General features: G+C 71.9%; 14 protein-coding genes and 1 riboswitch. Of the genes, 9 read left to right on the top strand and 5 right to left on the bottom strand.

Going from position 1 to position 19,257, the window contains the following annotated elements; translation table 11 throughout:
- The first annotated feature begins 134 nt into the window (after positions 1-134).
- From ACZ562_RS08855 to ACZ562_RS08835, 5 genes are all read left to right on the top strand, one after another.
- Entirely contained in the window at positions 135-1,343 is a 1,209-nt protein-coding gene (locus ACZ562_RS08855; RefSeq protein ID WP_471175682.1) for a DegT/DnrJ/EryC1/StrS family aminotransferase, read from the top strand.
- Entirely contained in the window at positions 1,336-4,026 is a 2,691-nt protein-coding gene (locus ACZ562_RS08850; RefSeq protein WP_471175361.1) for a lipopolysaccharide biosynthesis protein, read from the top strand. The genes ACZ562_RS08855 and ACZ562_RS08850 overlap by 8 nt, the downstream gene beginning before the upstream one ends.
- A 79-nt stretch (positions 4,027-4,105) precedes the next feature.
- Complete coding sequence (locus ACZ562_RS08845; protein ID WP_471175359.1) at positions 4,106-6,169, top strand: glycosyltransferase; 2,064 nt, start codon at positions 4,106-4,108, stop codon at positions 6,167-6,169.
- On the top strand, positions 6,166-6,594 hold the full coding sequence (locus ACZ562_RS08840; RefSeq protein WP_471175357.1) for a hypothetical protein: 429 nt from the start codon (positions 6,166-6,168) through the stop codon (positions 6,592-6,594). Before ACZ562_RS08845 ends, ACZ562_RS08840 begins: the two co-directional genes overlap by 4 nt.
- A 227-nt stretch (positions 6,595-6,821) precedes the next feature.
- Positions 6,822-7,814, top strand: coding sequence for a glycoside hydrolase family 26 protein (locus tag ACZ562_RS08835; protein ID WP_471175355.1), 993 nt, complete (start codon positions 6,822-6,824; stop codon positions 7,812-7,814).
- A 24-nt stretch (positions 7,815-7,838) separates the two neighbouring features.
- On the opposite strand, the gene ACZ562_RS08830 is transcribed toward ACZ562_RS08835, so the two are convergent.
- The 3 genes from ACZ562_RS08830 to ACZ562_RS08820 all read right to left on the bottom strand — a co-directional run bounded on the left by ACZ562_RS08830 (position 7,839) and on the right by ACZ562_RS08820 (position 11,123).
- Positions 7,839-8,594: a polysaccharide deacetylase family protein gene (locus ACZ562_RS08830; protein WP_471175353.1), complete on the bottom strand. Its 756-nt coding sequence runs from the start codon at positions 8,592-8,594 to the stop codon at positions 7,839-7,841.
- A gap of 104 nt (positions 8,595-8,698) precedes the next feature.
- Positions 8,699-9,979: a glycosyltransferase family 2 protein gene (locus tag ACZ562_RS08825; protein WP_471175351.1), complete on the bottom strand. Its 1,281-nt coding sequence runs from the start codon at positions 9,977-9,979 to the stop codon at positions 8,699-8,701.
- Positions 9,980-10,034: 55 nt separating this feature from the next.
- The gene (locus tag ACZ562_RS08820) at positions 10,035-11,123 is read right to left on the bottom strand and encodes a GNAT family N-acetyltransferase (RefSeq protein ID WP_471175349.1); all 1,089 of its coding nucleotides are present in this window, start codon (positions 11,121-11,123) and stop codon (positions 10,035-10,037) included.
- A 468-nt stretch (positions 11,124-11,591) separates the two neighbouring features.
- Between ACZ562_RS08820 and ACZ562_RS08815 the strand changes: the two genes are divergently transcribed.
- Entirely contained in the window at positions 11,592-12,407 is an 816-nt protein-coding gene (locus tag ACZ562_RS08815; RefSeq protein ID WP_471175347.1) for an HAD family hydrolase, read from the top strand.
- A 35-nt stretch (positions 12,408-12,442) separates the two neighbouring features.
- Here the strand turns inward: ACZ562_RS08815 and ACZ562_RS08810 are convergent, their stop codons facing one another.
- Complete coding sequence (locus tag ACZ562_RS08810; protein ID WP_471175345.1) at positions 12,443-12,925, bottom strand: transglycosylase SLT domain-containing protein; 483 nt, start codon at positions 12,923-12,925, stop codon at positions 12,443-12,445.
- A gap of 4 nt (positions 12,926-12,929) precedes the next feature.
- Positions 12,930-13,101: riboswitch (cyclic di-AMP (ydaO/yuaA leader) on the bottom strand.
- A 282-nt stretch (positions 13,102-13,383) separates the two neighbouring features.
- A complete protein-coding gene (locus ACZ562_RS08805) occupies positions 13,384-15,378 on the bottom strand; it encodes a CocE/NonD family hydrolase (protein WP_471175680.1) in 1,995 nt (664 codons plus the stop codon).
- Between the two features lie 246 nt (positions 15,379-15,624).
- Between ACZ562_RS08805 and ACZ562_RS08800 the strand changes: the two genes are divergently transcribed.
- The 3 genes from ACZ562_RS08800 (at position 15,625) to ACZ562_RS08790 (ending at position 19,248) form a co-directional block, all read left to right on the top strand.
- Positions 15,625-16,635, top strand: a complete 1,011-nt coding sequence (locus tag ACZ562_RS08800; protein ID WP_471175343.1) for a polyprenyl synthetase family protein — start codon at positions 15,625-15,627, stop codon at positions 16,633-16,635.
- A gap of 142 nt (positions 16,636-16,777) precedes the next feature.
- Complete coding sequence (locus tag ACZ562_RS08795) at positions 16,778-17,776, top strand: CHRD domain-containing protein (RefSeq protein ID WP_471175341.1); 999 nt, start codon at positions 16,778-16,780, stop codon at positions 17,774-17,776.
- Between the two features lie 260 nt (positions 17,777-18,036).
- A complete protein-coding gene (locus tag ACZ562_RS08790; protein WP_471175339.1) occupies positions 18,037-19,248 on the top strand; it encodes a LolA family protein in 1,212 nt (403 codons plus the stop codon).
- The last annotated feature ends 9 nt before the right edge of the window (positions 19,249-19,257 follow it).

The following is a 19,257-nucleotide window of genomic DNA, read 5'->3' as shown; positions in this document are numbered from 1 at the left end:
GTCCACAGGCCGGTACGCAATCTTGACGGAGCGGTGCGAACAGGGAGACTCTGGGCGGGTGCCGGAAGGCCTCGGGGAGGGGGTGTTCCGATGGCACATCAGGGGGGCGGATGGCCATTGGGGAGGCCGGCCTCATGTCGGCGCGCCCGGGCTCACAGCCGAAGCGGCTGGAAGAGACCATGCGCGGGCGACTCGGTCGGGAATGCGTGTACGTACCGTCGTGCCGGTTCGGGTTGTACCTGACACTGCGCCACTGGTGCCCGCCCGGCGGCCGGGTGCTGATGTCGCCGGTCAACGACGACGTCATCTTCTTCGTCGTGCTCGCCGCCGGGCTGCGGCCCGTGCAGGCGCCGCTGAATCCGCTGGACGCGTCGATCGACGTCGACGCCGTGCCGGACGAGGTGTGGGGTTCGCTGTCCGCCGTACTGACGACGAACCTGTACGGCAATCCGGATCCGGTGCCCGAACTGCGCAGCCGGTGCGATGCGCTGGGGATCCCGCTGTTCGAGGACGCGGCACATGCCATCGGCAGCGCGGCGGGCGGCCGTCCGGTGGGCACCTGGGGTGACGCTTCCGTCTTCAGCCTGTCCAAGCACGTGGGGGCCAAGGCCGGCGGCATGTTGTCGGTCGCCGACCCCGGTCTGCGCGAGGCGCTGGAGAAGGCAGGCCGCGACCTGCTCGCTCCGGCGCGGACGGCCTCCGAACTGGCCTACGCCGTCCGGCCCTACGCGGAGGCGGCCGTGCGCGGACTGCGGCTGCGGCGCGCGGCCTGGGCCACGATGCGGCTGCTGGGGCTGATGGAGCGCGAGGAGATCCGGATGCCGCTGCGTGCGGACGAACTGGCCTGCGCCGGTGCCCTTGCCCCGGACCTCGGGGCGTACGACTCATGGGTGCGCGTGGACATGCACGACTACCGGCTGCGATCCGGCCGCTTGCGGCTCGGCCGCATCGGACGCAGGCTCGACCGGCTGGACGAGACGCTGGCGCGTTGCCGCTCGGGTACGGAGCTGCTGCTGTCGACGAAGTGGGCGAAGCCGCGCGGGGAGCCGGGCACGGCCCAACCCCTCTTCCGTGTACCGCTCTTCGTCGAGGACCGGGACGCCGCGATCGCTGCGCTGGCGAGCCGCGGCATCATCGTCGGCTACCTCTACGACCCGCCCCTGGACGACTACGCGGGCGCGGACTTCACCGATCTGTCGCCCGCCCCCGAGGGGGCCCGCTGGTTCGCGCGGCACGCCCTGCCCGTTGACCCCCTGCGGGCCCGCGCCGTCGTCGAGGTGCTGGAGGAGTCCGGGGCGCGGCCCGTCGAGGTGCCGAGAGCGCTGGGTTCCTCCCGTGGCTGAGACGCGGGTGCACGAGCCCGCCGCGGCCCGCGCCGACTGCGGCCTGGCGCCGCCCAAGAGCGGTCCCGCGGCCGACTCGATGTTCAAGAACGCCTACTTCCTGATGCTCAGCACCGGCGTGTCCGCCGTGCTCGGCCTGGGCTTCTGGCTGGTGGCGGCGCGCTACTACTCGGAGGAGGCGGTCGGCCAGGGCTCCGCCGCCATCGCCGCGATGCGGCTGCTCGCCAGCATCACGGCGACCACGATGATCGGCGCCGTGGTGCGCTTCGTGCCACTCGCGGGCCGTTCCACCGGTTCGCTGGTGTGGCGTGCCTACGCGGCCAGTTCGGTGGTGGTCGCCGTGGCCGCCGTCGTCTTCCTGCTCACCCTCGACCTGTGGGGGGCGTCGTACGCGCCGCTCGGCACCGCCACCGCGGGGGCGCTGTTCGTCGCGGCCTGCGTGGCCTGGGCCCTGCTCACCCTTCAGGACGGGGTCCTCACCGGGCTGCGCCAGGCCGAGTGGGTGCCGGTCGGCAACGCGGTGTTCTCGGTCGGGAAACTGGCCCTGCTGATCGTCTTCGCCACCGCGCTGCCGGTCCTGGGCATCTTCGTGTCCTGGGCCGTGGCGATCGCGTTCTCGACCGTGCCGCTGGGCTGGCTGATTTTCCGCAAGCTCATCCCGCGGCAGGCCGCGGCGGACCGCCACGTGGAGCCGCCGCGACTGCGCGACATGGGCCGGTTCCTGGCGGGGGACTCGCTCGGCGCCCTGTTCAGCCTGGCGATGATCAACCTGTTGCCCGTGATGGTCGCCGTCCGTTTCAGCGCCGCGGAGAACGGCTTCTTCTACGTGGCGTACACCGTCGGCGGCACGATGGAGTTCATGGCCATCAACATGGCCTCGTCGCTCACCGCCCACGCCTCGCACGACCCGCGCCGGCTCGCCGACGGAGTCCGCGGCGCGCTGCGCCGGATGGCGATGCTGCTGGTGCCGGTGATCCTGGTCCTGGTGGTCTTCGCGCCGCAGATCCTCGCCCCGTTCGACGAGGACTACGCCGAACACGGGTCCACGGTGCTGCGGCTGCTCGCCGCCGGCGCGCTGCCGAGGGTGGCCGTGGAGCTGTACATCGGGGTGCTGCGCGTCCAGGGCCGTACCGGTGCGCTCGCCTTGCTGCAGGGCACCATGTGCACGCTGGTGCTGGGCAGCGCGGCCGTGCTGTTCGAGTCGGCCGGTATCGCGGGCGCCGGGTGGGCGGTGCTCGGCAGCATGACGCTGATGGCCGTCGTCTGCGTCCCCGGTCTGCGCTCCGCGCTGCGCGGCACCGGCAACCGCATACCCGACGACCTGGGCCGCCCCTCCGGCGCCCCCGCCTACGGCACCCGCTGGGCCCGGCTCAACGCGACCGCCGGCTACGGCACGACCTGGGCCCGCCGGGCCGCGTACGAGCACGGGGAGGCCCGCGAGAACCCGGTCACCCTGTTCATAGGCCGCCCCGGGTACGAACGCGAGGCTCTGGAGGCGGACACGCTGGCCCTGATAGTCCGCCCGCACATCGCCGACCGGCCGGCGCACACTGCCGACACGGCGCCGGACTCCGGCCCCCGCGACGAGGAGGGAACCGCCGAGGAGGACACGGAGGCGGACACATCCGACGCAACCACCTCGCGGCACGGGCAGGCCGAGCACGACGGGTCCGGAGCAACGGCCCTGCGGCACGGCTCGGTTGAGCCGCACGGCCCCGCCACACCGCCTTCGCGCCACGGCCCCGCCACACCACCTTCCACACCGCCTTCGCGCCACGGCCCCGCCACACCACCTTCCACACCGCCTTCGCGCCACGGCCCCGCCACACCACTTTCCACACCGCCTTCGCGCCACGGCCCCGCCACACCACCTTCCACACCGCCTTCGCGCCACGAGCGGCACGACCCCGCCCCCGCGCCTCGGCACCATCAGGCACCCGACCGCGACACCCTCCACAGACACCCCTCGAACCCCCGCCCCGCCCCAGCCCGGCCGCCCGCCGAGCCGCCCCGCCCCGACCCCGCGACGTGGGAGCGGCGCCTCAGGTTCGCCCTGTGGGCGCTGCTCGGCGCCGCCGTCGTGGTCTACTGCGCGGCGGCGCGCGGTCTGCCGTGGCTGTCCGATGCGTCCGAGGCCGCCCTCGGCGGGCGGGAGTTGCTGGAGGGGCTGCCGCTCGGGGCGACGGCCGCCGCGGTGCTGATGCTCCTGGTGTACGTGGCCGCGGTGACGCTGTGCTCCCCGGGAGACGCATGGCTGCCCGGCAGCGCACTGGGCGCCTTCACGCTCGCGCTGTACGCCGCGTCCGTGGCTCTGGGCCGGGAACCGCGGCCCGTCGGCGGGGCGTGGTACTCGGAGACGGCCGGTTCCCTCGCGGGCGCGCTGGGCCTCGACGGGGCAGGTCCGCTGTTGCGCTGGGCACCGCCCGTCCTGCTGACGCTGTGCCTCGTACCGCTGTGGTCGCTGCTCGCGCGCGCGGGCGGACGGTTGCGGTGGCCGGGGTGCTGGGCGGTCATGTACCTCGCCGCGGTGGGCGGCTGGGCGTGGCGTCGGGAGCTCGCGCCGTTGGCCCTGCCCCTGTTCGTCCTCCTCGTCCTCCTCGCGCTGCTCCTGTCGCCGCGCCGCGACACCCGGGCAACCGAACTCGCGTACCGCACCACACCCGACGACAGAACCAGGAACTGATCAAGCCCAAGAGCCGAGCCATCAGAGCCGAGCCAACGGAGCCCAGCCAACGGAGCCGAGCCGCCAGGGGGGAACCACCGTGCGTCCGCCAGCAACTCCACGGGAGAGATCCGAGCCGGAACCCGTACCCGGGCAACAGACCCCCGGCAGCCCGGAAGCGCAGTCCGGGGCGGTGCCGGAGTCGGCCGCCCTGCCCGCGACGCCCGAGCCGGCCGTCGTAACGTCCCCGACCGGGCGGACCGCCGCCGTCCGGTCTCCGCGGAAGGCATCAGCCCGCTCCTCCCAGGAGTCGCACGGACCCACCGAGGAACCCGTGACGGATCTTTCCGAACTCTCGGACCTCTCGGACCTCCCGGCCTGGCCGCCCCGGCACGCGTACGCCGCCTGGCCGGCCGTCCCGCTGCCGGCCGCACTCGCCCTGTGGGCGTACGCGGTCACGCACACCGACATCTCCGGCCTCGACGACTTCGGGCTGGTCTCCGCCCTGCACCCGACGTTCTGGCTCGGCCTGGCGGTCCTCACGACCGGCTTCTGGTTCACCGTCCGCGACCCGCGCCGCCGCCATGCCTGGTCCCTGGCGTACGTCCTCGGGCTGCTGGTGATGGAGCGGGCCACCCAGGCCGTGCTCTATCCGACCCCGTTGTACGCCTGGGCGTGGAAGCACGACGCGGTCATCGACCACCTGATGACGTCCGGCGGGCTCCAGACATCCAAAGAGTTCGGCGACATGGCGGTGTACGACCAGTGGCCGGGCTTCTTCGCCGCCCAGGCCGCGCTGGTGCGGCTGACGGGGGTGGACTCCGCAGCGATGTACATGGCCTGGTGGCCGCTGGTGTCCAGCCTGATGCTGCTGCTCCCACTGCTGCTGATCTACCGCACGTTCACCGCGGACCGGCGGCTGGTCTGGCTGGCGGTGTGGGTCTTCTGCGTCGCCAACTGGGTGGGCCAGGACTACTTCTCCCCGCAGTCCGTGGCGTTCGCCCTGCACCTCGGCGTCCTGGCCGTGGTGCTGCGCCGGTACGGCCGCTCGGGCGCGGGCTCCGGTGAGCGGCGGTCCGCCGTGTGGACGCTGGTGATCACCGTCATGGTCGTGGCGATCGTCATCTCGCACCAGCTCACCCCCGGCATGCTGGCCGTCTCGCTGGCCGCGCTCTGCATCACCCGCCGGTACCGCGACTGGACCGCGCTGGTCACCACGCTCGTGATCTTCCTGGCCTGGTGCCTCACGGCCGCGCTGCCCTTCCTGTCCGCCGCGCTGCCCGACATGATCCGCTCCGTCGGCGACGTCAGCGGCAACCTCTCCACCGGTTACGAGGCGACCCCGACCGGCACCGGAGCGGTGGCGACGTCCTGGGTGGCCCGGCTGCTGTCGGGCTCGGTGATGCTGCTCGCTGTGCTCGGTGTGCTGCGTCAGCGCGTGCTGCGCCACCGGGCCCGGCCGCTGCTGCTGCTCGCGGCGGCCCCGCTGCCGATGCTCGCGGCGAGCAGCTACGGCGACGAAATGATCTTCCGGGTGCTGATGTTCATGCTGCCCGGCGCCTGCTTCTTCGCCGCCGCCGCTCTGCTGCCCAAGGTGCGCACCCTGGCCGCCGACGCCGCCGAGCGGGAGGGCAGGCCGCGGGCCGCGGGCGAGGGGCGCCCCAGGTCCGTCGCCGGCCGGTTCGGCACCTGGGTGCCGCTGCTCGCGCTGCTCGCCACAACGCTCGCGTTCGTGCCGAGCTACTCGGGCAAGGACCGGATGAGTTACTTCCCTCCGCAGGAGGTGGACCTCGTCCGGGAGACGTTCGACCGGGCGCCGGAGGGTTCTCTCGTCGTCGCGGCCGACCGGAACTACCCGTTGGCGTACGCTTCGTACTGGAATGTCGACCACTACTGGTTCCTAGAGGACGCTCGCAGCCATGTCGACCAGATCCTCAGGAACCCGGCCGCCACGCTCGCCCGGGACATGTCCGTGGTGGAGCGGCCGGGCCGCGCCTACTTCCTGCTCACCCAGGGGCAGTTCGCCGACTCCGAGATGAACGGCCTGCTCGACGGCGCCGAGTTGCGGCGCATCGAGCGGTCGGTCGCCGCGTCGCCGCTCTTCGAACGGGTGGCGGGCAACGGCGCCGGAGCGGTGTACGTGCTGAAGGGAGCGAGCCGATGACACCGCAGGAACTGGTGATCCGTATGCTGCCGCCGTTCGGCGGCTGGCTGGCCCTCGCCGCGCTCACTCTGCCCGACGCGTCACCGCTGCGGGCCGCGGCGGTCGCCGTCTTCCTGACGGCGGGCCCGGGCGCGGCCGTGGTCAGAATCGGCGGGCCCGCGCTGCGGTCGCGGCCGGCGGAAGGACCCGTCGACCGACGGGACCCCGACTACGGACGCCACTCCGACCTGCTGGAGCGGCTGATGCTGGTGGTCTTCCTGAGCGTGGGCGTCGTCCTGCTCGCCGCGACGGTGCTGATCGCCGGTCATGCCTTCAGCGGGCAGCGCGTGCTGCTGGCGCTCACCGTGCTGACCACGCTCGCCGCGTTCTGCCCGCCGCTGCGCGCATCCCCGCCGCCGAGGACACGGAAGGGTTCTGCTCCGTGAGGTTCTCCCGCCCCTTTCCCCATCGCTTTCCTCGTCCGCATACCCGTCGCTTTCTCCGTCCCTTTCCTCATGCCCTTCCTCTTGTACTTCCTCGTCTCTTTCGCCGGACGCGTGTCGGACACCACCGCAAGCCGAAGTCGCACCGGGACTCGGCCGGCCCCGCGACCCCGGGGCGCCGTCGCCTGCTGATCACCTCCGCCACCGTCGCCTGCGCGGTCCTGGTGGGTGTGCTCGCCCTCCGCGACGCCTCCGGGCCGGCCGCGGGATCGGGCTCGCGGCCCTCCGCGCTCGGTGGCGCGTGCCGGCCCAACGCCCTCCTCGAACCGCCCTGCGGCGCCTGGTTCGGTGCCTTCGTGCCGCACAACAAGCACGATCTGGGGGAGAAGGTCCTCGCCTACGAGAAACACGTGGGCCGCAAGCTCGACATCGTCTACACGTACCACGACATGTCCCGCGTCGAGGGCGCCCGCCTGGAGGGCCGGCTCCTCACCGAGGAGGAACAGGCCGTCGGCCGGGACCACATGCTGCTGCTGTCCTGGGAGAGCAAGTGGTGGGGCGGTACGAAGCGGCAGCAGCCCACCTGGAAGCAGATCGCGGCCGGTGACCTGGACGCCTCGGTGATCGACGTCCAGGCCGGGCGGATCAAGGAGTACGGGAAGAAGGTGTTCCTCTCCTTCGACCTGGAGATGGACACCCGCACGCCGGCCAACGGCACCCCGGAGGACTACGTCCGGGCGTACCGGCACATCCACGACCGGTTCCGCGAACTGGGCGTCGACAACGTCGTGTGGACCTGGATCATCACCGGATACCTGGACCACGCCGACCTGTTCAAGCGGATGTACCCGGGCGACGACTACGTCGACTGGATCGGCTACAACCAGTACAACTACTACCGCTGCCACAACGCGGAATGGCTGACCTTCCAGCAGACGCAGACCGAAACCCACGACTGGATCCGCAGGAACCTCTCCGCCGACAAGCCGCTGATGCTGTCCGAGTTCGGCACCGCCGACGACCCGTCCCGGCCCGAGAGGCAGGCCGACTGGTACGCGCAGGTGCCCCGGGTGCTCAAGAATCTGGACGGGGTCAAGGCCGCTCTCCAGTGGAACTACCGCGATCCGGGGCCGGACTGCGATCTGTCGGTCGCGAACGACGACGCCTGGGCGAGCCTGCGCAAGGCGGTCTCCGACCCGTACCTCAACCAGCCGCCGCAGTGACCGAACGTCCCCACCGCAGTCGGCTCAGCCCGCGAACACGGGCCCGCGTACGACCGCGCGGGCCCGCCGGTACCAGCGCCACGCCACCGTCTTCGGGCCGTCCGGGTACGGCGCGACCCGGACGCCCGTGCCCGCCAGCCAGCCCTCGACGTCGGCGACGGTGTGGCTCTGCCGGACGATGAGGCGGGCGATGCGGTAGCGCTCGTCCCGGTCCGAACTGAGCGCGTGCCGCACGGCCGTCGCCGTCTCGTACCCGGCGTCGGCGGACATCGCCCGCACCCGCGGGCTGTTGTAGCCGTGCGGATAGGCGAGATGCGGGACCGGATGGCCGAGACAGTCCTCCAGCACCGCCTTGGACGTGCGCAGTTCGTGCGCCAGGTCCCGGCCGGACAGCGTGTCCAGCTGGGCGTGCGTCACCGTGTGGCTGCCCACCTCCATGCCGCACTGCTCCAGCTCCGCCGCCCGGTCCAGGGTCATCATCGGGGCGGGCGGCAGCAGGCTGCGTCCGCCCGGGGTGACGGCGCCGGTCGTGAGGTAGGCGGTGGCCGGCAGCGCACGCCCGGCGAGCGCCTCGGCGGTCGGGCCGGGCAGGTCGGCGAAGCCGTCGTCGAAGGTGAGCAGCACGGGCCGGGGCGGAAGCGGAGCCCGCCCCGCGAGGTGGTCGGCGAGCGCGCTGATGGTGACGGGTGTGCGGCCGCTGTCGACGACGGCGTCGAGATGGGCCGCGAACTGCTTCGGTGTGACGGTGAACTCGGCGATCCAGCCGGGCGGGTCGTCCATAACGGCGTGATACAGGAAGACCGGGATGCTCCCGCGGCCCCCCGGTCCGCGGCCCCCCGCGCCGCGGACCGGTTCGCCGCCTCTGCCGCTCGCCCCCGCCGCGTTCATCGCGTCCCCCGGCCGGTCGTACGGAGGGCGCGCCGGGCCCGGACGTAGCCGACGGGGCCGTACAGCATCCCCCTGCGCTGAAGGCGGGACAGGCGCCCTGGCCACGGGTGGCCGCGGGTGTCGTGGTCGCCCGGGGCCCCCCTTCCGTCCGCCGCGCGCGCGGCGGTCAGGGTGCGGGCGTGGGCGAGACCGCGGGGCAGTCGTGCGAGGAACGCCGGCAGCAGGGCCGGGCGGCGCACCAGAACGGCGGTGAGATACGCGGTCAGGCCCGCGCCGTAGCCGTACGCCTGGGTCTCGAGGTCCCGCCAGGTGTCGCGGTGGTGGTGCCACACCAGGGCCTGCGGGGTGTACCGCAGCCGGTGCCCCTGGGCGAGTACGCGGACGAACCCGTAGAGGTCGTCACCGCCCCGGGCGAGCGTTCCCGCGCCGGTGGCCGGGTCGAAGCCGCCGACGGCACGCAGCACCGACGTGCGGAAGGCCATGTTGGCGCCGGAGCCGAACCGCCCCGCGGTGAACGGGAACAGCGGCTCGTCGGCGGGCGGGTCCTCGGGGTCGTACGTGCGCGGGGCGAAGCCCTTCGCGAAGCCGCCGTGGCTCTCCAGCAGTATCTGGGCCGGGGTGCTCAGCCGCGCCGGCAGGATCAGGCCGGTGACGCAGCCGAGACCGGGGTCGGCGGTGAACGGTGCGGCCAGCTCGGTGAGCCAGCGCGGGTCGGCGACGACGTCGTCGTCGGTGAAGGCGATCACCTCGCCGCGGGCGGCCTCGATGCCCCGGTTGTGGGCGACGGCGAGTCCGGGGACGGGCTCGCGCACATACCGCACGCGCTCGCCGTACTTGCGTTCGACCAGGTCCCGGGTCCCGGTCGTAAGGGGCGCGTTGTCGACCACGACGATCTCGAAGTCCGGGTGGTCCTGGGCGAGCAGTGAGTCGAGAGCGCGGGCGAGCTGCTCGGCGCGCTCCCGGGTGGCGACCACGACGCTGGTGAGCGGCGGCTCGGGCAGCTCCTCGGGTGCCTGCCCCGGTGGGCGGCTCTCCCGGGCGAGCCCGGCCAGTACGGCCTTGGGCTCCGCGCCCTCGGGAACCCGGCCGAGCAGCGTGCCGACGGGCCGCCCCTCCCGCCTGACCAGGACGAAGACCTCGCCCGAGGTCACGGGCGGACTGCCGGGCCCGGGTCTGAGCCAGGCATCCTCCCCCCTGAGGTCCAGCTCGGCGACCTGCACCGGTCTGATGCTCCGGAACCGCCGTATCTCGTCCTGCGCGCGCGTTGTACGGGACATGCGACCTCTCCCCCTCGCGTCTTTGCTTCCGTGGTGCCCCGTGGTGCCCCTCGTGTCACGACCGGCGCAGCCGGGCCACGCCCTTCAGCGTCCGTGCGGCCGCCGACGCGAGCCGGGGCCGGTTGCGGACGAAGTGGTGCGCCCGGCGGGCGGGTTCGACGCTCAGCCAGTGCATCGCGGCGCCCGGTCCGGGGCGGGTCGCCGCCCCCTCGTACACGGGCAGTTCGCCCGTCTTCAGCGAGTCCTTGTACTCAGCGGCGCCCCGCCCCAGATCCAGCAGGCCGATACCGGCCGCGGCCGCCGCCTCGGCCATCCGCAGATGCAGCACCAGTCCCGGCGAGAACTTCGCGAACTCCGGGTCGTACGACGGGAACCAGCAGGCCAGGACCGTCGACGAGCGCAGTCCGAAGTGCGCGGCGAGCGGCCGGTCGCCGGCGTACAGCACGGACAGCGTGCCCGCGCACTCGGCCTCCCGGGTGTCGGCGAGCGTGTGCACGAGCCGGGTGATCCACTCCTGCGAGAACCGGTCGCGGCGGCCCGTCCTGCGGTACTGCGCGGACTTCCACTCCATGAGGGTGCGCAGCGCGGCGGGATCACGCTCGTCGAACGCGAAGCGCAGCTCGCCGACCTGGCGGCCGAGCCTGCGCTCCTTGGCGAGCGTGGTTTTGAGGAACTTCGGCGACTGGGCGCGCAGTACGGTCTCGTAGGCGTCGTACCCCTTCTCCACGTCGATGACGTAGGAGGTGTACTCCGCGGCCGCGGCCGGAACGAACAGGCCCTGCTCCGCCTCCAGGTTGTCGAAGGCGAAGCTGGACAGCGAGCAGGCCCGCAGCAGTTCGTCGGCCTCCAGCGCGAAGCCCTGCGGCAGCACCGCGCCCTGGCAGTCGGACACGCCGAACGCCAGCGCCCGGCCCTGTCCCAATGGCCCTCTCTCGTGCGGCAGGAAACCGGCGGCCTCGACTCCCTCGTACACCACCGCCACGCGCGCCCTCGGCCGGACCCGGCCGACCGCGTCGGTGAACTCCGGCTCCATGAACGGGTTCCGTGGCAGACCCGACTTGGCGCGCAGTTCCCGCCAGAGTTCCCTGTCCCCGGCACCGAGCTCCTCGGGCCTCAGCACACGAATGCGTCCACTGCTCAACATGACCCCCCGATCAAGTCCCCCCTGGACACCTCAGGACGGTACCGCCCGAGGTGGGGCCAGGGGTAGGTACCGGACCATCCTGTGTCCAATTGGTGCAGAGGCCGCTATTTCTTTTTGCTGTTTCTTTCCGCTTCTCCTTGCGGACCGTTCGCCCTTCGTCGCCGCATCGGCATGATCACCGGACCGCTCGACACCCCGGGCGACACCGGTCGCCCGGCGGGCCGTCACCCCCGCCCTGACGACCATGCGGCAGCCCTTCGACCGCATCAGGGCCGAAATGGTCCGTATGTCCTCGCCCGGATCGCCGACGAGGGCACGGCGGGTGTGATCCTGCCGACAGATCCGGTGGTACGAGGCGGGGCGCAGCCGCTCCAACTCCCGCAACCGGAACGGCCGTCACGGATGTGAAAGCAGTAGCCGTCCGGTTCGCGTCGAGTCGAGGGGGCTTTCCATCCGTATTCTCTGATCATGGCAGCACCCACCGCGTATTCACTGATCGCCACCGACCTGGACGGAACTCTGCTCCGCGGGGACGACACCCTCTCCGACCGGTCGGTCGCCGCGCTCCGGCGGGTGGTGGCGGCAGGCGCGCGGCACCTCGTGGTGACCGGCCGCCCGGCGCCCAGGGTGCGGCCGCTCCTCGACGACCTCGGGAGCAACGGGCTCGCGGTCTGCGGACAGGGCGCGCAGGTGTACGACGCCGGCGCGGACCGTCTGCTGTGGTCCGTCACCCTGGACCGGGAGCTGGCCGAGACCGCGCTCGGCAAGATAGAGGCCGAGGTGGGACAGGTGTACGCCGCGGTCGACCAGGACGGCGTCGACGGACTCACGCTCATCGAACCGGGCTACCTGATGCCGCACCCGACCCTCCCCGCGGTACGGGTCGGCCGGCGTGACGACCTGTGGTGCGAACCCATCAGCAAGGTGCTGCTGCGCCACCCCGAACTGAGCGACGACGAGTTGGCGGCGACGGCGCGATCGGTGGCCGGGTCGCTCGCGACGGTCACCATGTCCGGCCCCGGCACCGTCGAACTCCAGCCAAGCGGTGTCACCAAGGCCACCGGTCTCGCCCTGGCCGCCGAACACCTGGGCCTCGGCCCGGACCGGACCATCGCCTTCGGCGACATGCCCAACGACATCCCGATGTTCGACTGGGCCGCCTACGGCGTGGCGATGGCCAACGCCCACCCCGAACTCAAGGCCGTGGCCGACGAGATCACCCTGTCGAACGAGGACGACGGCATCGCCGTCGTCCTCGAGCGGCTCTTCCCCGGGCCCCGGTAGACGCCGACGCGGGGCCTAGTCGACGCCGACCGGGCCTAGTAGGCCCCGAAGACGTTGTCGATCGAGCCGTAGCGCGCGGCCGCGTAGTTGCAGGCGGCGGTGATGTTCGCGACCGGGTCGTACGAGTCCCAGGACGTGCCGGCGACGTGGTAGGCGCGGAAGGTCGGGTCGATGACCTGCAGCAGGCCCTTGGACGGCGTGCCCGCGGCCGCGTTGGAGTCCCAGAGGTTGATGGCGTAGGGGTTGCCCGAGGACTCGCGGATGATGTTGCGGTAGATGCCGTCGTACGTCCCCGGGATCCCGTGCTCCGCCATGACCTGGAGCGACGCCCGGATCCAGCCGTCGAGGTTGTTGGCGTACCCGAGCGAGGAGGCGGTGGTCACGGTGGGGGTGGCCGCGGACGCGGTGGTCGCGCCGATGAGCGGGAGCGCCAGAACGGCTATTCCGGTGCCGGCGACGGCGAGCTTGCGGGCGAGGCGGGCTGTTCTGGTGCGGCGGGGCTGACCGGCTGCGGACATGGCGAGTTCCTCTCCGGCGCCTGCGAGGTGAGCTGTCGGGTTCGGGCGGGAGCTGCCCGGCCGCGCCCTGACGGACGCGACTGCACCCCCAGCCGTCCCGGTACGCCTTTGTGGCGTCCGGTGCGGCGACTTACCTGGGTCCCCCGCTCCTGCCGTGCGCGAAGTGTGTTCGTCGATGAGTCTCGGGCCGGGCGGCGGCAGGATTCGGCGTCCACCCGACGGCCGGGAACGTATGCGAGAGCACATGTCCGGAACAAGTACCGGATTCACACCTCGCCCCTATTGACCTTGATCTGAGGTGTTTGGGGTGCTTGATCCTTTGCGGTCGCCAAGTATCAACTCGCCACGGTAAGAGGTGAGTCGTCTCCGGAGAGGGTGAAGTCGGCTCGCGTGGCGAAGTGAGGCAAGTCACGGGCTTCCGCAAGAACGGCAAATCGGGCAATGAGCCCAACTCATTGTCAACCAGACGTTCGTGGGATCCGCTTCTCCCAGGTCCGGTGGAAGACCACCTCGCCGCCGTCCGTGCAGACCACCTCGTCGGACGTGACGAAGTCCGCCCCGTCGCACCTGATCTCCGAACGCGTGCGGACCGTCGTGTCCCACGCCGTCTCGGGACGGTGCAGCCGGATCGACCAGTCCGAGCGGGTGCGGGCAGAGAGGGGGTCCCGCTCGTTGATCGTGTACGTCTCCAGCGCCTCCTCCGTGCTCTCCAGCCCGTCGGGGTACATACGGGTGCCGTCGCGGCACGGGTCGACCTCGACCCGCCACTCGCCCTTGGCCACATCACGCACCACGAGCCGCTGCGGGCGCGGTTCGTCCAGTGTGGCGGGGGAGTTGACGCCGAGCGGTGCTGACTGCTCCGGCTCCTCGAACGTGACCGTCCCGCCCGACTCACGGCCTCGGACCGGCAGTTCGAGGAAGCTGCCCACAGGGTCCAGGGTGAAGCCCGCCGCCGAGTCCGGCCGGGGCCAGATCCACGGCCAGTACGCGGAGGAGACGGCGAGCCGGATGCGGTGGCCGGCCGGGAAGGCGTGGCCGACGCCGTTCAGCTCGAAGGCGACCTCCTCGGTGGCACCCGGCGTCCACGGCACCGCCCGCTCCGGGCCCCGCCGCGCCGACAGGTTCAGCACACCCCGGGTGACCAGGGTGGAGGCACCGTCGGGAGCCACGTCGCACACCCGGGCGATCACCTGCCCGCCCGGCACCTCGGAGGTCAGCCGCAGCCGCACCCCCGGCCGCCCCAGCACCCAGGTCTCCTCGCCCACCTCGAACTCGAAGCACACCGACCGTGCGTCCTCCTCCCGCTGGTCGGGCGGCAGGTCGGCGTCGTCGCCCATGGGTACGACACGGCCGGCGTCGAGGCCGGTGTGCTGCGGGGAGCGGACGAGCAGCGGGCTGCCCCGGAGGACGTGCGTGACGGTCTTGACGTGGGGGGAGGGCCAGGCCTGCTCGCCGACCCAGCGGCCCGGCAGCGTCTCGTACCCGGTCGCCGGGGGGTGAGAGTCGCTGACGTACGCACGCAGCAGCGGCTCGGCCATGGCTCCGGTGTCGGCCCCTTTCAGCCAGTGGTCCCACCAGCGCAGGGTCTCCTGGAGGAAGCCGATCGCCGGGCCCGGCGGCAGGCCGCGGTCGGGGTACTGGTGCGGCCAGGGGCCGATCAGGCCGCGGACGCGGTCGGGCGGGAGGTGTTCGACGAGCCCGAGCACCGTGTCGCGGTAGGGGTCGTGCCAGCCGCCCACCGCCAGGACGGCGGCCCGGATCGCCCCGTAGTCCTCGCGGACGCTGTCCCGGCGCCAGTAGTCGTCCCGGGTCTGGTGGTCCAGCCAGGTGTGGAGGAACGGCTCCACGGATTCCAGGCGCCCGAGCCACAGGTCCCGCCAGGCCTCGCCGGCGTACAGCGGGTCGGGCGGCCTGCACACGCGGGAGAGCATCCCGGCCGCCCGGGCGTGCATGCCGGCCGCGAGGACGGAACCTCCCATGTAGTGCACGTCGTTGTCATAGCGGTCGTCCGTGGAGCAGACCGCGACGACCGCCTTGAGCGGCTCGGGCGCGAGGGCCGCGATCCGGAGGGAGTCGAAGGCGCCCCGGGACACGCCGAACAAGCCCACCTTGCCGTCGCACCACGGCTGCGCGGCGAGCCAGTTCACCACCTCGACACCGTCGGAGAACTCCGTGCCCGTGTACCCGTCCGCGGGCACGCCCTCGCTGTTGCCGTGCCCGCGGGCGTCGACGCGGACGCAGGCGTAGCCGTGCCCGGCGTACCAGGGGTGGCGCTGCCGGTCGCGGGGCGCGGTCCGGTCGGTCAGCCGGCCCGGGAGGTACTCGAGAAGCGCCGGCACGGGCTCGCCCGTCAGGGGGCGCCACACCCGCGCGTGGAGCCCGGGCCCGTCCGGGAGCGGGATGCGCAGGTCCTCATGGGCCGTCTCGTAAGGGAAGGACGTACGGATGTGCACCACGTTCCACTACTTCCATGCAAATCTACAGAAGTCCGTCTATATCAGGTGATCGAAAACATACCCGTCGTGATGTGGTACCGCCTGGCCTGACAGGGGTACTCCCGGTCGGGCGAAGTCGGAACTGCGGGAGGTGGGCGCTCGTGGTGATCGAAACGTGACCGGATACGCTGACTTGAGTGATGGCAGCGACCTATCGACAAACCGTGTAATCGCCAGTAGACACCAGCAGACAGGAGACCCCTCGTGACCGTCGTCGGGCCGTTCGGGCTGAGCGTGCGGGACCAGGCTCTGGAAGCCGATGTCCAGGCCGGATTGGCGGCCGTCGAGGAGGGTTTGTTCGAGGCCACCAAGAGCGAGGTCCCCTTCATCACTGAGGCCGCCCAGCACCTCGTGCGGGCGGGCGGGAAGCGGTTCCGGCCGCTGCTCGTGATGCTCGCCGCCCAGTTCGGGGACCCGTACGCGCCGGGGATCGTGCCCTCGGCGGTCGTCGTCGAGCTGACCCACCTGGCGACGCTGTACCACGACGACGTGATGGACGAGGCGGAGGTCCGGCGCGGGGTGGCCAGCGCGAACACCCGCTGGGGCAACTCGGTCGCGGTCCTGACGGGTGACTTCCTGTTCGCCCGTGCCTCGCACATCCTGGCCGACCTCGGGCCGGAGGCGGTCCGTGTCCAGGCCGAGGCGTTCGAGCGCCTGGTGACCGGGCAGATCCTGGAGACGGCCGGGCCGACGGACGGACGTGACCCGGTCGACCACTACCTCGACGTGCTCGGCGGCAAGACGGGCTCGCTGGTCGCGGTGTCGTGCCGATTCGGCGCGATGATGTCGGGCGCCGACGAGACGGTCGTGGACGTGCTGACGCAGTTCGGCGAGAGGCTCGGTGTCGCCTTCCAGCTCGCGGACGACGTCCTGGACATCGCGTCCGACTCCCGCGAATCAGGCAAGACCCCGGGCACGGACCTGCGTGAGGGCGTCCCGACGCTGCCGGTACTGCGCCTGCGCGAGCGCGCGGCCCGGCTGGGCCTGGCCGAGGACATCGCCCTGTGCGAGCTGCTCGACTCCGACCTGTCCGACGAAGCCCGGCACGCCGAGGCGCTGGCCGGCCTGCGATCCCATCCGGCGCTGGAGCAGGCCCGCAGGGACACCGTGCGGTACGCGCAGGAGGCCCGGTCGGCCCTGGCCCCGCTGCGGGAGTGCGACGCGAAGGCGGCACTCCTGGAGCTGTGCGACGCGGTGGTGCACCGGGCCGGCTAGTCGCGGCCTCGAGTGAATCAACCTGTGTGGCGCACGTCACATATCTGGACTGAGTCCAATCTGAGATCGCTTCCGTATGCATGCCCAGAAGCTGACGCAGGGGGCGTCAGCTGCCATACGGGGAGCTAAAAGCATCATGGGCATGAACACGACGTCTTCGAAGCGCCGTAAGAGCCTCGTGGCCGCCGCCGTCGCGGTGGCCGCCGCCGGCGGTGTCGCCGCCGCGATGATTCCCGCCTTCGCCGCCGAGGGCACCCGCGTCGACCACGCGGGCCACGCCGGCCAGGGCATCGTCACCCAGAGCGGAACCACCCACGGCGGCAGCGGCGGGACGATCCTCGCCGCCAGCCTGCGGGGCGCCAACGAGGTGCCCGTGGCCGGCGGCCCGGCCGTCGGGGACGAGAACGGGGCCGCGCTCGAGTTCATCAGGGTCAAGGGCGACAGGGTGTCCGTCGCCGTGACCTGGCGGGGCACGGGAAAGCCGACCCTGCTCCACATCCACCAGGGCGCCAGGGGCACCAACGGCGGCGTCAAGGTCGACTTCACCAGGCTGCTGGAGAACAGCAGGCGCCACAGCGTCACCGGGACCGTCAAGGTCGAGGACCCGGCCCTGCTCGACGCGCTGAAGTCCGACCCCGGTTCCTTCTACGCCAACCTGCACACGGCCGAGTTCCCGGGCGGCGCCGTCCGCGGCCAGCTCCACAAGGTCACCACCGCGTTCGACTTCCGGCACGCCCTGGCCAACTTCCAGGCGTCCGTGGTCAAGGGCAAGCAGATCTACGAGTGCAAGCCCGCCGAGGGCGGCGGCCACGCCTTCGCCCAGCGGGACGTCAGCGCCCTGCTCGGCGGCCACATCGCGCACTCCTTCGTCAAGCCCAACTCCGGTACCCCGCAGTGGATCGCACCTGATCGCAGCGCGGTCACCGGGTCGCTGATCTCCAAGACCCCGAACGGCGACAAGAACATCCCCGAACTGGACCTCAGGGCCACCCAGTCCGGCAAGCACCACGGCCTGCTCGCCGGCACCGCGGAGATCCTGCGGCTGAACACCGTCGGCGGCGTCGCCCCGGCCGGCTCCTGCACACCGGGCACCATCACCGGAGTGCCTTACCAGGCGGACTACGTGTTCATCCAGCGCTGAGCCACCAGTTGGCGAGGGCGGCCCCTCTCCCGTACGACCCCTACGGGTCGGGGGAGGTGCCGCCCTCTCACGTCATACCCCAGGTGTACGCCGAGTTGATCCCGCGGGCTGACGTATCCCCTCCGCCGATTTGGTCAGATGGAGACCACGGAAAACACCACTCCTCACCGATTCGGGTGAGAATGGCGGCTCAGGGTGGGACTTGGTGCGAGGACGAGACGAGACGGACAGCCGCCGCCGACGACGGAGGTAAGGCACACATGGCACCGTACGAATCCGACGACAGCACGAGCGCCGGGGAGGTCGAGGACCTCCGCGCCGGGCGGCGCAGGGCGGCGCGGTACATCGTCCCGGTCACCGTGGTGGGGGTGGCGGCGGCGACCATCGGGCTCGTCCCGGCGCTCGCCGACTCCGGCGACCCCGACCTGCCGAAGATCAGCGCCCAGCAACTCATCGAGAAGATCGCCGAGTCGGACGTACAGCGGCTGTCCGGCACCGTGAAGATCAGCACGGATCTGGGACTGCCCGACCTCGGCGGCCTGGAGAGCGGCCTGCTGTCCGGTGCCACGAGGTCCGGTGACGACGGTTCCTCCGCGGACCCGTCCGCCAGACTGACGGAGCTCGCCTCCGGCACGCACACCCTGCGCGTCTCGGCCGACGGTCCGGACAAGCAGAAGCTCTCGCTGCTCGAGAACGCCGCCGAATACAGCGTGATCCACAACGGCAAGGACGTCTGGGGCTACGACAGCGAGTCCAACGAGGTCTACCACTCCACCGCGTCCGGCAGCGCGGACCGGCGCGAGAAGCACGAGCAGGACGTCCCGGCCACGCCCAAGGAGTTCACCGAAGAGGCCCTGAAGGCGGTCGACGACACCACCTCCGTCACCGTCGAGGGCACCGCGCAGGTCGCCGGCCGGGACGCGTACCGGCTCGTCGTCAAGCCGAAGGGCTCCGGTTCCACCGTCGGCGCGATCAGCGTCGCCGTGGACGCCGAGACCGGGCTGCCGCTGAAGTTCACGCTGACCCCGGCGAGCGGCGGCGCGGCCGTGATCGACGCCGGCTTCACCCGGATCAGCTTCGCCGAGCCGGCCGCCTCCACCTTCGACTTCACGCCGCCCGAGGGCGCGAAGGTCACGGAGGAGGACGACGCGGCCACGAAGGCACCCGAGGGCTTCCGGAAGTCCGACGAGGAGGACTTCGCCAAGGGCCTCGACGGTCTGAAGGTCATCGGCGAGGGGTGGAACTCCGTCGCCACCTTCGACACCGGCGGCGAGGGCATGCCGTCCGCTTCCGGCGGCGGAGACCTCGGCGGCTTCCTCGGCTCGTTCGGCGACCAGGTGAGCGGCAAGTTCGGCAAGGGCACGGTCTTCTCGACCCGCCTGATCAACGCGCTGGTCACGGACGACGGCACGCTCTACGTGGGCGCGGTCACCAAGGACGCACTGGTGAAGGCGGCCGACGCCGGGCAGTGAGAAACGTAC

It is taken from the genome of Streptomyces sp. NPDC040410 (assembly GCF_055595715.1).
This window is presented reverse-complemented; position numbering and strand designations above follow the sequence as displayed.